The organism is Megasphaera sp. UBA4233, from assembly GCF_002395615.1.
In the GTDB taxonomy this organism is placed as follows: Bacteria; Bacillota; Negativicutes; order Veillonellales; family Megasphaeraceae; genus Megasphaera; species Megasphaera hexanoica.
Map to the genome: position 1 here is coordinate 60,323 of NZ_DGXL01000018.1, position 12,197 is coordinate 72,519.

A 12,197-nucleotide genomic window follows, 5' to 3' on the forward strand; every position below is an offset into this window, starting at 1 on the left:
GTTTGGCACAAGGGAAAACAAGACGCGTGACAAAATCCCGGCCCCGTAAGACATCGGGAAAGGGTGTGCGCCGTACAACGAAAAAAAAGGATACAGAACCGTCACTGCTGAAATATGAGATTATTGGCATCGTCCTTTTGTGCTGCGGTATTTTTATGACCGTTGGTATTGTCGGTATTGATACAGGCAGTGCAGGCCATAGTATTGATGGTATCCTGTCCTATATATTTGGCATCGGACGGATTGTTTTTACCCTGTCTATGGTGATTCTGGGGTTGAAATATATCATTTTACGCAAGGCCTGGCCCCTTACGAAGAACTGGCTGGCAGGTACGGTACTCTTTGTGTTGTTCCTGGGCCTTATCCACCTGTTATTTATTCCCCAGGGGGCAGAATTCATGCCGGCCATGCTGCGCGTCGGAGGCGGTGCGGCCGGTGCTGCCGTCGCCTCACTGCTGCGTTCCTTTCTCGGCGAATTTGGCGCCGTTCTGGTCGTTGTGGCCTTAGGGATAGTGACTCTGCTCGTATGGAAAAAATGGTCTATTTCCCGCCCCGTAGCCATCGTTTCGGACAAGGCATCAGAAGAGGTGTCCCGCGTATCCGATAAGGCCGTAGAGGGATTGCAGGAAGCATCCCGTTCTATGCAGCAGTGGCATGAACATCATCATATCTTTGATCTGGAAAAAGAAGAGCAGGAAGAACAGGCGGAAGCGGTAGGAACGGCCCGGACTGACAGGGACGTTCCCGTGGCAGAGGCAGAACCGGTGCCGGCTTTGGAATCCCGTGAGGAAGATAGTCTGCTTCACGGCCCGCGTGTGGATTTTACATCGGAAAAAAGAGATGGATTACTAGAAAACGAAGAATGTATACCAGATCTGACAGAAGAACTGGATATATCACCTGTTTCGGCGGCTCCGGCCGTGCTGCCGCCGGAAGGACGACAGGATGACGACTATGATGACGGACTGCCAGATACGGAGAAACAGCAGGAAGAAGGACAGCCGATGGAACAGCCTGTCCGGGATGTACTGCAGGAAGAACTGGCCGACTTGAAGCCAGTCGAAATCGATGCCCAGTCTACGGCCGTCGATGTGGCGCCCCAGGGGCATTCGGCCGTACCGGTGGCCAAAGGAGAAAATACATACCGCCTGCCGCCGGTGAGCCTGCTCAAACCGGGAAAACCCCTGGCAGAAGGACTGAGTGAAGAAGCCCGTCAGAATGCCGTCATTTTGCAGGAAACACTGAAAAGTTTCAACATTGAAGCCAAAGTGACGAATGCCAGTCAGGGCCCTTCTGTCACCCGTTATGAATTGGAACCGGCAGCTGGGGTGCGCGTGAGCCGGATTGTCGGTCTGGCCGATGACATTGCCCTGAATCTGGCGGCGACACAAGTTTTTATCGAAGCGCCTATTCCCGGGAAGGCTGCCGTGGGCATTGAAGTGCCGAATAAGACCCGTACGGGGGTCAATCTGCGCGATGTCCTCGATACAGATGAATTTAAAAATGCTGCCAGCGGCGTGCCTGTAAGCCTGGGCAAGGATATTGCCGGGAATCCCGTCATTGCCGATCTGACCAAGATGCCTCATCTTCTGGTCGCCGGTACGACCGGGTCCGGCAAGAGTGTCTGCATCAACACGTTTATTGCCAGTATCCTGTTTAAGCAACGACCGGAAGATGTCAAACTGGTACTGATTGACCCGAAGGTTGTCGAATTATCCGTATACAATGGCATTCCCCATTTGATGACTCCTGTCGTTACCGATCCTAAAAAAGCAGCTAATGCGCTGCGCTGGGCTGTACGGGAAATGGATGATCGTTATAAGCGGTTCTCCCAGGGATTTGCCCGGGATATCAAAAGCTTCAATGAAAAGTATCCTGATGAAGCCATGCCATATGTCGTCATTATCATTGACGAAATGGCCGATCTCATGATGGCGGCCTCCAGTGATGTAGAAGATTCTATCTGTCGTCTGGCGCAGAAGGCCCGTGCCTGCGGTATGCACTTGGTACTGGCTACGCAGCGTCCTTCTGTTGATGTCATTACCGGCCTCATTAAGGCTAATATTCCGAGCCGCATTGCTTTCCGCGTTTCCAGCCAGACCGACTCCCGTACTATCCTGGATATGGGTGGTGCCGAAAAGCTGATTGGCAACGGCGATATGTTTTATTTTCCGACGGGTGCCCCAAAACCTATCCGCGTACAGGGGGCATTTATCTCGGATGCGGAAATCGAACAGCTCGTTACGTTCATAAAAAATCAGAACACGACAGAACCGAAATACGATGAATCCATTCAGCAGTCCGCCGGTGAAAGCAGTGGAGATACGGCCGGATTTTTTGAAGATGAGCTGATGCCCCAGGCCATCGACATGGTCCTGGAAACGGGACAGGCATCTTCTTCCATGCTGCAGCGGCGTTTCCGTGTCGGATTTACCCGGGCGGCCCGCATGATTGATACAATGGAAGCCATGGGAATTGTCGGGCCGAATGAAGGAAATAAGAAACCGCGGGAAATCATCATGTCACCGGCGGAAGTACAGGCAAAATTCTTCCATAAGGACACGTGATATCATTTTTCCGGGGAATAGTATATAATTAACTATGTATGCATGGGCATATTCATATAAGGAGGCGGTTCTTTGTCTTCTATCGGCAGAGTATTACAACAGGAAAGGGAACAGCAGGGGCGTACGCTGAAAGAAGTGTCCGATGCTGTCAATATAAAAGAAGACTATCTGGATGCCCTGGAAAAGGAAGATTTTGATGTCATCCCTGGTGCCGTATTTGTCAAGGGATTTATCCGGACGTATGCGGAATATCTGGGACTGGATGGAGCCGGACTGGTCACAGCGTATAAAGAAGAGGTCCTGGCGAGGAAACCCAGGCCGGAAGTGCGTCCTGTGGCACAGAGCCCGGAACGGGCAGGAAGGGAAAAGCGGCAGAAGGAACGGAACCGTCAGAGCAAGTGGCAGGGGATAACCATTTTGTCGGGAATTATTTTATTTCTGCTGCTCATTATCTGGTTACTTTTGTAAAAGAGGCAATATATGAACGAGGAATTTCTGGTGACCAGCAGGGCCGATATGGAACGGCGCGGCTGGAATCAATTGGATTTTGTATATATCAATGGCGATGCCTATGTGGATCATCCCGGTTTCGCCGCTGCTGTTATCGGCAGGGTACTGGAGAGCCGCGGGTATCGCGTAGGCATCATTTCCCAACCGGACTGGCATAGTGCAGAACCATTCAAGGCACTGGGACGGCCCCGGCTGGGAGCGCTGATTACGGCGGGCAATCTCGATTCCATGCTCAATGAAAAAACAGCGGCAAAAAAATTTCGCAGCACCGATAATTATTCACCGGGCGGTATAGCCGGGAAACGACCTGAACGGGCTACCATCGTATATGCCAACAGGATGCGCGAGGCTTATAAAGATGTCCCCATCATTATCGGAGGCATTGAGGCCAGTCTGCGACGGTTTGCCCACTACGATTACTGGTCGGATAAAGTACGTCATTCCATATTGCTGGACAGCAAAGCCGATATCCTGAGCTATGGCATGGGGGAACACTCTGTCGTAGAAATTGCCGATGCCCTGGCTGAGGGGAAAAACGTGGCGGAGATGTATCATATCCGGGGCATCTGCTATGTGACCAGCCGGCCGCCTATATCGGAAAAAACTGTACTTTGTCCATCCTATGAGGAGGTGAAGGCAGATAAAAAAGCCTTTGCCCGGGCCTTTAAAATACAGTATGAGGAACAGGATCCTTTCTATGGCCGGACGATTATCCAGCCGTCGGAAAACCGGTATGTCGTTCAGACGCCGCCGGCTCTGCCACTTACGACAGAAGAAATGGACGCCGTCTATGAACTGCCCTTTACACGGCGCTGGCATCCCGATTATGATGATTGTGGCGGTGTGCCGGCCCTGCATGAAGTGCAGTTCAGCCTGACCAGCCACAGGGGATGCTTTGGACATTGTCATTTTTGCGCTATTACCAGTCATCAGGGACCGATTGTCCAGAACCGCAGCCATGAATCTCTGATCCGGGAGGCCGTGCATATGACACACCTTCCCGGTTTTAAAGGTTATATCCATGATGTAGGCGGCCCGACGGCTAATTTCCGCCATCCGGCCTGTAAAAAGCAACTGACGGCCGGAGTATGCAAAGACCGCCATTGTATCGGCAGTGAAATCTGTCCCAATCTGGACACGTCACATGACGATTATTTGAAGTTATTACAGGAAATCCGCCACATTCCCCGCGTCAAAAAGGTGTTTGTCCGCTCTGGACTGCGCTACGATTATCTTTTAGCGGATCACAATAAGAAATTTGTAGAAGAATTATGCCGGTATCACGTCAGCGGACAGCTGAAAGTGGCACCGGAGCATGTCGTAAAGCATGTGACCGATTTAATGGGAAAGGCTGATGTACATGCCTTTCTGACTTTTAAGAAATGGTTTGACGAAGCCAACCGGAAATTGGGAAAAAAGCAGTACCTGGTGCCATATTTTATGTCCAGCCATCCGGGCTGCACTCTGGCCGACGCCATTACATTGGCGGAATTTTTGCGGGATATGCATATGCAGCCGGAACAGGTACAGGATTTCATCCCTACTCCGGGGAGTCTCTCGACGGCTATGTATTACACGGGCATGAATCCACTGACCGGGGAAAAAGTTTACGTAGCCCGGCGGCCGGAAGAAAAACAGATGCAGCGGGCTCTGATGCAGTACAAGAATCCGGCCAATTATGATATTGTCTACAAGGCGCTGTGCATAGCCGGACGGCGGGATCTTATCGGCTATGGCAGTCACTGCCTGATTCCGCCCCGCCGGCCGGGAAAAGCGCGGATGGAAAAGACTGCGGGAAGGGCAGGGAACCGCCGGCCCGGAAACCCGGGGCGGAAGGGCAGAACGCTTCAAGACCGGCAGCGCCATGGATTCAGGTGATTTCATGAAAAAATATGTACCGACACTGGCTATTGTACTGTTTGTACTGGCTGTGCTCGGATTCAGCAATATATTACTGGAAAAACAACAGGAAGAGAAAGCACAGGATGCATACCGGGCCGAACGGCACCTTGTCGTGTATTCCGATATGCCGGCCGACGTCAACAGTGCTCTGGCCAGGAAGTTTTATAGAGATACGGGACTGCGCGTACAGATTGAAACGCGTACTGATAGTGAACTGCAGTCGCTGGCTGACGATGCAGCGTCTGATGCCGGGCCGGACATGGTCATTGCTTCCGAACCGGTATTGAAGGATCTGCAACAGGCCTCGATATTCGTTCCCTATGCGTCACTGGCTACGGAAAGCGTTCCCTATTCGTTTAAAGATGCAGATGGATATTGGACAGGTGCCTGGTATGATCCTATGGTTTTCGTCGTGAGCAAGGCATATTACGAACGCCGTGGCAGTGAACTGGAAACCTGGGATGATCTGCTGACTGATCCGAATATGGTCCTGGCTTTTCCCGATCTGGCAGCGACGGATATGGCAGGAGACTTTCTCTGTTCGTATGTAGAAATTGCAGGGACAGCAGAAGCCAGCCGGTACTTTAAGGCTCTGCAGCCTCATATTGCATCGTATGCCAAGACGATGTCTCCCATCGTGCGCCGCGTTGCTGCCGGTGAAGCCGATATGGGTGTTGCCAGTGCTATGACTGTCCGTCAGTTCCTGCGGGATAAAGCGCCGGTTGTCATGCTGTATCCCCAGAATGGGACATCTTACTGGCTGTACGGCAGGGGAACGACGAAATGGTGTACCGATACGGAACTGGCTCCCGTCTTTGCCGACTGGCTGCTGTCGCGGAGCGCCCTGGCACTGCTGCATCAGAATACACTGTTTTTGACGACAGCCAGCGATGTGCTGCCGAAAGAATTAGATGGACGCAACCGGTATCCTGTGCTTTTCCCTGTCCGCAAATTGTATACGGATCAGGGACGGAAAAATGTACAGGATTGGTGGATTAAAACTATTCGATTTGGAAAGGAACCATAAGTTACATGGAAAAAATAGGATTTGTCAGTCTGGGTTGTTCAAAAAATCTCATTGATACAGAAGTGATGCTGGGCATTTTGCGGGACCGCCATATGGAAATCACCGATGACCTTGAAGAGGCGGATATCATCATCGTAAATACGTGCACGTTTATTGAAAAAGCAAAGCAGGAATCAATTGATACGATTCTCCAGGCAGCCAGATATAAGACAGAAGGCCGTTGTCAGATACTGATTGTAACAGGCTGTCTCAGCCAGCAGTATAAAGAAGAACTGATGAAAGAAATGCCTGAGATCGATGCTTTGCTGGGAACGGGATCATGGGACCGGATCTGGGATGCCATCGATACCGTCAAAAAAGGAAGAAAAGCCTGTTTTATGGATAATGTCAGCCATTTGTATAATCAGAATACGAGCCGGCTGCGTACGACACCATCTTACAGTGCTTATGTCAAAATCGGGGAAGGCTGCAATAACGGTTGTTCCTTCTGCATCATTCCCCATGTCCGGGGCCGCTTATACAGCCGTCCTGTCGATTCGGTCGTGGCAGAAGTCCGGCAGCTGGCTGATGACGGAGTGAAAGAAATCAATCTCATTGCACAGGATACGACTAGTTATGGCGTCGATCTGGCCGGTCATTCCCTGCTGCCGGAACTGTTGCGCCGCCTGGTAAAAATAGATGGCATCCGCTGGATCCGCCTGTTTTATCTCTATCCGCATTACTTTACAGACGAACTGATGGAACTGATCGTCAAGGAAGATAAAATCTGCCCGTATGTCGATCTGCCGCTGCAGCATATTTCCCAGTCTGTGCTGGAACGCATGAACCGCCGCGATTCGGAAGAAGATGTGCGCCGTCTCATGAAAAAGTTATGCAGTCATGGCCGTAAACTGACATTGCGGTCCACGTTCATTGTAGGTTTTCCCGGTGAAACAGAAGAAGAGTTCCGCCAGCTTTGCGATTTCGTTAGAGAAACGGAATTCGATGATGTAGGCGTCTTTACCTACAGCCGTGAAGACGGGACGCCGGCAGCCCGGATGGATAATCAGATTCCTGAAGAAGTCAAAGAGGAACGTTATCATCAGCTCATGGCTATCCAGGCAAAAGTGTCGGAACATCGCAATCAGGAACTGGAAGGTTCCCTTCATACGATGCTCGTCGAACGGGTGGAAGAGGAACAGGGAATCTGTCAGGCTGTGGGGCGTATTGAAATTCAGGCTCCCGATGTAGATGGTCTGACGTATCTGGAAAACGCCGAAGGCGTACAGCCGGGAGATATGATTCCCGTGCGGATTTCCCAGGGATTCGCCTACGATTTGGTAGCCGAACGGGCTGAATGATGAGGTGACACTATGTTTGTCGAAGTGGTGACGACGGGCTCGGAACTTCTCCTGGGTGAAATCGTCAATGAAAATTCCCGCTACCTTTCGCGGGAACTGAATGCTCTTGGGTATTCTGTCATATATCATACGACAGTCGGTGATAATCCGGAACGCATGGAAGGGGTACTGCGCACGGCTCTGCAACGGGCTGATATCGTTATAACGACAGGCGGTCTTGGCCCGACACAGGGCGATATGACAAAAATCATCGGTGCCAGGGTAATGGGGGTCCCCCTCGTGTATCATGAAAAAATTGCGGAAGCTATCGGGGAGTGGGTTACGGCTCATCACCCGGACCGGGAGTTGACGGAAAACCAGAAACGGCAGGCTATGATACCGGAAGGCGCTGTCGTTTTTTCCAATGGTGCCGGAACAGCTCCGGGAACGGCCCTGAAAAAAGGTGAAAAACTGCTGGTCCATCTTCCTGGGCCGCCGCTGGAAATGCGCTGGATGTACGAACACCGCCTGAAGCCGTATCTGATCCGGACATTCGGTTCCCAGGGACACATCGAGTCATTGTATATGAAAATATATGATATGGGAGAGGCCTTTATTGAAGACAAGCTGATGGATCTTATTAAAGGGCAGTCCAATCCGACACTGGCCATGTATGCACGGCCCGGTTTTGTGGAAGTACGGATAACGGCCAGGGCACAGACGGAAGAAGAAGCACGGGCATTGATGGAACCCGTTCGGCAGGAATTGCAGAAACGGCTCCACCGGGCCGCTGTAACCTATAATCAGGAAACGATGGCAGCCCTTCTGGGACGGATCCTGAAAGAAAAAAAAATGACGGTCAGCGCGGCAGAGTCCTGTACGGGAGGCCTTGTAGGATCCCTTATCACCGACGTCGCCGGCAGCTCGGCTTATTTTCTTGGGTCGGCTGGCACGTATTGCAATGCCATGAAGGAACACATTCTCGGTGTATCGGCGGATACGCTGGCTGCCTATACGGAAGTCAGCTCCCAGACGGCTGCTGAAATGGCCGATGGCAGCCGCCGGTTATATGGTTCGGATCTGGCTATCAGCACGACGGGAATTGCCGGTCCATCCGGCGGCAGCAGAGAAAAACCTGTTGGCCTGGTCTATACGGGAATTTCCGGTCCGCGGGGGACCGTAACCCATAAGGATATCTATCCCGGCGACCGGACAGAAGTAAAGCGCCGTGCCGCGACACGGGCTGTCTATTATGCCGTTCAATATCTTTTGGAACATACAGAACAGGAGTAGACTATGGAAGAAAAACAAACAGCACTGGAAAATGCTATGCGCAAAATTGAAAAAGATTTTGGCAAAGGAGCTATCATGCGCCTTGGCGACATAGCGGACAAAATGAATATCGAAGTAATTTCATCGGGGTCCCTTGCCGTCGATCTGGCTGTCGGTGTCGGAGGATATCCCCGCGGCAGGGTCATCGAAATTTATGGACCGGAATCTTCCGGGAAAACGACGCTGGCTCTCCATGCCATTGCCTCGGCACAAAAAGGAGGCGGCATTGCCGCGTTTATCGATGCGGAACATGCGCTCGATCCGGTATATGCCCGTCATCTTGGCGTCGATACGGCCAATCTGCTCGTTTCCCAGCCGGATAACGGGGAACAGGCCCTGGAAATCACGGAAGAACTCGTACGCAGCGGTGCCGTCGATATTATCGTCGTGGACTCTGTCGCAGCCCTGGTACCTAAAGCCGAAATTGAAGGAGAAATGGGCGATTCCCACGTGGGCCTTCAGGCGCGCCTCATGAGCCAGGCCCTGCGTAAATTGACGGGTATTATTTCAAAATCCAAGGCTATCGTTATTTTCATTAACCAGCTCCGTGAAAAAGTCGGCGTCATGTTTGGCAATCCTGAAACGACGACCGGCGGCAGGGCACTCAAATTCTATGCTTCTATCCGCATGGAAATCCGCAAGGGGGAAGCCATCAAGCAGGGCGGTGAAGTCATTGGCAACCGTGCACGGGTAAAAGTCGTCAAAAATAAGGTGGCGCCGCCATTCCGCAACTGTGAATTCGATATTATGTACGGGACGGGGATTTCCCGGGAAGGGACTATCCTCGACCTGGGGACATCAATGGACATTATCGAAAAAAGCGGGACCTGGTATTCCTACAAGGGCGAACGACTGGGACAGGGGAAGGAAAATGTCAAACTGTTCTTGAAAGATCATCCTGAAATCGCCGACGAAGTGGAACATATCATCCGCGATACACTGGCGGCAGAACCAGAAAAATTCGATGCTGTCGTCGAAGAAGTCCATGAAGCAGAAGAAGCCGGCGCGGCTGAAAGCCTGGCAGAACCTTCCGGAGAAGCCTGATAATGGATTATAATGAAGCCTATGCCAGGGCACTGCGGCTGCTGAATATCCGTTTTCTCAGTGAAGGCGAACTGCGCCGCAAACTGCAGGTCCGTGGCACGGGAAATGAAGTCATTGACGACGTTCTGGAGACACTGCGGCAGGAACATTTTGTGGACGACCAGCGCCTGGCAGAGGCCGTGTATGCTTACTATGCCCGTAAAGGACAATACGGCCACCGCTACATTGTCAGCCGGTTGCAGAAGCGGCAGCTGCCAGTGCCGGAGAACACACCCTGCGTCGATGAAATGACCGTGGCGGAACAACTGGTATCCCGGCGTTTCAAAGAAGGAACAGAGCCGCGCAAGATTGCCCGGTTTCTTCAGTACCGTGGTTTTTCTCCCTCCGTCATCAGGGAAATCCTCAGTGGTTTTGGCTGGTAAAACGTGGTCATTATGCTATTGGCTGGCGTATAAATTATTCATATGGTCTATGAGTTTACCTTGACATCAGTATAAAAAAAATTTACAATTATAAGAGCCGGTTTTCTATACTGGTCATATATTTTGCATAATTGCAGGTTTTTTGAAAATGATGTAAATGAAATAATTACACATATAAAAAGCCGGACGCATGTTCGGCTTTTTATGGTGAAAAGGGGGTGAAAACTGAATATGTTAGCTATCATTGCTGCAGCCGTAGCTTGTGGAATCATTGGTGTCGGGACGGGCTATTTTTACCGCATGAAAATTGCCGAAGGCAAAATTGGCAAGGCGGAAGTAGAAGCGGAACGCATTATCTCTACGGCACGGCAGAATGCAGAATCACGGAAAAAGGAATTGGTCCTCGAAGGAAAGGAAGAGGTCCATAAGCTGCGCAGTGATGCGGAACGGGAAAATAAGGAACGCAGAAATGAATTGCAGCGCATGGAACGACGCCTGTTGCAGAAGGAAGAACATCTGGATAAGAAATCCGATTCCATGGAAAAACGCGATGAAGCTCTGCAGCGCAAAGAAGAAGAAATCACCAGGACACAGGAAAAGATTGAGTTGCTGCACAGCCAGCAGATGGAAGAACTGGAACGTATTTCCAGCCTTACCTATGATGAAGCCAAGGAACTCTTGCTGAACAACGTAAAAACGGAAGTTAAGCATGAAACGGCGATGCTCATCAAAAGCCTGGAAGAACAAGCTAAGGAAGAAGCGGAAGGAAAAGCCCGCGAAATCATTTCTACAGCTATTCAGCGCTGCGCTGCTGACCATGTAGCCGAAACGACCGTCTCTGTCGTAGCACTGCCGAATGATGAAATGAAAGGCCGCATCATTGGCCGTGAAGGCCGTAATATCCGGGCTATTGAAACGCTGACCGGTGTGGACCTGATCATTGACGATACGCCGGAAGCCGTTATCTTATCTTGTTTTGATCCTATTCGTCGTGAAGTAGCCCGCATTGCACTGGAAAAGCTGATTGCTGATGGGCGTATTCATCCGGCACGGATAGAAGAAATGGTAGAAAAAGCCCGTAAAGAAGTCAACCAGAAAATACGGGAAGCCGGTGAACAGGCGACGTATGAAACGGGTGTACATGGGCTGCATCCGGAACTGGTTAAAATACTGGGCCGTCTCCGGTACCGTACGAGTTACGGACAGAATGTCCTGCGCCATTCCATTGAAGTGTCCCAGCTGGCAGGTGTTATGGCAGCTGAACTGGGCGTCGATGAAAACCTCGCTAAGCGGGCAGGCCTTATTCATGATATTGGCAAGGCGCTGGATCATGAAATGGAAGGAACTCATGTGTCTATCGGCACAGAAGTTGCCAAGAAATATGGCGAATCAAAACTGGTAGTCAACTGCATTGCATCGCATCATGGTGATGAAGAACCGAAGAGCGTAGAAGCCGTCCTCGTTTCGGCAGCTGATGCTGTTTCGGCGGCACGGCCGGGAGCAAGACGGGAAACACTGGAAAATTATCTGAAGCGCCTCACAAAACTCGAAGAGATTGCCGAATCCTTCGATGGAGTAGAAGATTGCTTTGCTATACAGGCTGGCCGCGAAATCCGCGTAATGGTCAAGCCTGAAAAACTGGATGAAGCCGATTGTGTGCTCCTCGTTCACAACATTGTGAAACGTATTGAAGCAGAACTGGAATATCCGGGACAGATTAAAGTGGTAGTCATCCGGGAAACCCGGATGATTGATTATGCAAAATAAGAGGAAATACAGCCCCCGCCGCTGCCGGCGGGGGTATTTTTTTAGAAACGGACTGATTTAAAAAATTTTTTGAAAAAAGACTTGCCAAACCACAATGCACATGGTATAATTGTTTTCGTTCGAGGCACTAAGCCTTGGATATATGAAACGGCCTCGTGGTGTAGCGGTTTAACATGTCGCCCTGTCACGGCGAAGATCGTCGGTTCAAATCCGATCGAGGTCGCCATATTTGCTCAGGTAGCTCAGTCGGTAGAGCAGGGGACTGAAAATCCCCGTGTCGGCGGTTCAATTCCGTCCCTGAGCACCA

The 12,197-nt window shown here is 51.0% G+C and carries 9 protein-coding genes and 2 tRNA genes; all 11 read left to right on the forward strand.

Annotation, left to right across the window (positions count from 1 at the left end):
- Window positions 1-2: 2 nt before the first annotated feature.
- The 11 genes from B2U90_RS04875 to B2U90_RS04925 all read left to right on the forward strand — a co-directional run bounded on the left by B2U90_RS04875 (window position 3) and on the right by B2U90_RS04925 (window position 12,197).
- Entirely contained in the window at window positions 3-2,567 is a 2,565-nt protein-coding gene (locus B2U90_RS04875) for an FtsK/SpoIIIE family DNA translocase (RefSeq protein WP_292017238.1), read from the forward strand.
- A gap of 72 nt (window positions 2,568-2,639) precedes the next feature.
- A complete protein-coding gene (locus B2U90_RS04880) occupies window positions 2,640-3,035 on the forward strand; it encodes a helix-turn-helix domain-containing protein (protein ID WP_070807714.1) in 396 nt (131 codons plus the stop codon).
- Between the two features lie 12 nt (window positions 3,036-3,047).
- Window positions 3,048-4,955, forward strand: coding sequence for a YgiQ family radical SAM protein (locus B2U90_RS04885; protein ID WP_075581458.1), 1,908 nt, complete (start codon window positions 3,048-3,050; stop codon window positions 4,953-4,955).
- Window positions 4,956-4,959: 4 nt separating this feature from the next.
- Window positions 4,960-6,006, forward strand: coding sequence for an ABC transporter substrate-binding protein (locus B2U90_RS04890; RefSeq protein WP_075581457.1), 1,047 nt, complete (start codon window positions 4,960-4,962; stop codon window positions 6,004-6,006).
- A 5-nt stretch (window positions 6,007-6,011) separates the two neighbouring features.
- On the forward strand, window positions 6,012-7,346 hold the full coding sequence (gene rimO, locus B2U90_RS04895; RefSeq protein ID WP_150824975.1) for a 30S ribosomal protein S12 methylthiotransferase RimO: 1,335 nt from the start codon (window positions 6,012-6,014) through the stop codon (window positions 7,344-7,346).
- A 12-nt stretch (window positions 7,347-7,358) separates the two neighbouring features.
- Window positions 7,359-8,618: a competence/damage-inducible protein A gene (locus B2U90_RS04900; RefSeq protein ID WP_292017241.1), complete on the forward strand. Its 1,260-nt coding sequence runs from the start codon at window positions 7,359-7,361 to the stop codon at window positions 8,616-8,618.
- A gap of 3 nt (window positions 8,619-8,621) precedes the next feature.
- On the forward strand, window positions 8,622-9,701 hold the full coding sequence (gene recA / locus B2U90_RS04905; protein WP_075581456.1) for a recombinase RecA: 1,080 nt from the start codon (window positions 8,622-8,624) through the stop codon (window positions 9,699-9,701).
- 2 nt (window positions 9,702-9,703) lie between these two features.
- Complete coding sequence (locus B2U90_RS04910) at window positions 9,704-10,123, forward strand: regulatory protein RecX (RefSeq protein WP_059075555.1); 420 nt, start codon at window positions 9,704-9,706, stop codon at window positions 10,121-10,123.
- A gap of 231 nt (window positions 10,124-10,354) precedes the next feature.
- A complete protein-coding gene (rny, locus tag B2U90_RS04915; protein WP_113855099.1) occupies window positions 10,355-11,890 on the forward strand; it encodes a ribonuclease Y in 1,536 nt (511 codons plus the stop codon).
- 149 nt (window positions 11,891-12,039) lie between these two features.
- Window positions 12,040-12,116 (forward strand) — tRNA-Asp (locus tag B2U90_RS04920).
- 5 nt (window positions 12,117-12,121) lie between these two features.
- A tRNA-Phe gene (locus B2U90_RS04925) sits at window positions 12,122-12,197 on the forward strand.

Coding starts and splice junctions, on each gene's coding strand:
- B2U90_RS04900 (WP_292017241.1), top strand. CDS start 7,359: ATGTTTGTCGAAGTGGTGACGACGGGCTCGGAACTTCTCCTGGGTGAA.
- B2U90_RS04910 (WP_059075555.1), top strand. CDS start 9,704: ATGGATTATAATGAAGCCTATGCCAGGGCACTGCGGCTGCTGAATATC.
- B2U90_RS04885 (WP_075581458.1), top strand. CDS start 3,048: ATGAACGAGGAATTTCTGGTGACCAGCAGGGCCGATATGGAACGGCGC.
- B2U90_RS04890 (WP_075581457.1), top strand. CDS start 4,960: ATGAAAAAATATGTACCGACACTGGCTATTGTACTGTTTGTACTGGCT.
- recA (WP_075581456.1), top strand. CDS start 8,622: ATGGAAGAAAAACAAACAGCACTGGAAAATGCTATGCGCAAAATTGAA.
- rimO (WP_150824975.1), top strand. CDS start 6,012: ATGGAAAAAATAGGATTTGTCAGTCTGGGTTGTTCAAAAAATCTCATT.
- rny (WP_113855099.1), top strand. CDS start 10,355: ATGTTAGCTATCATTGCTGCAGCCGTAGCTTGTGGAATCATTGGTGTC.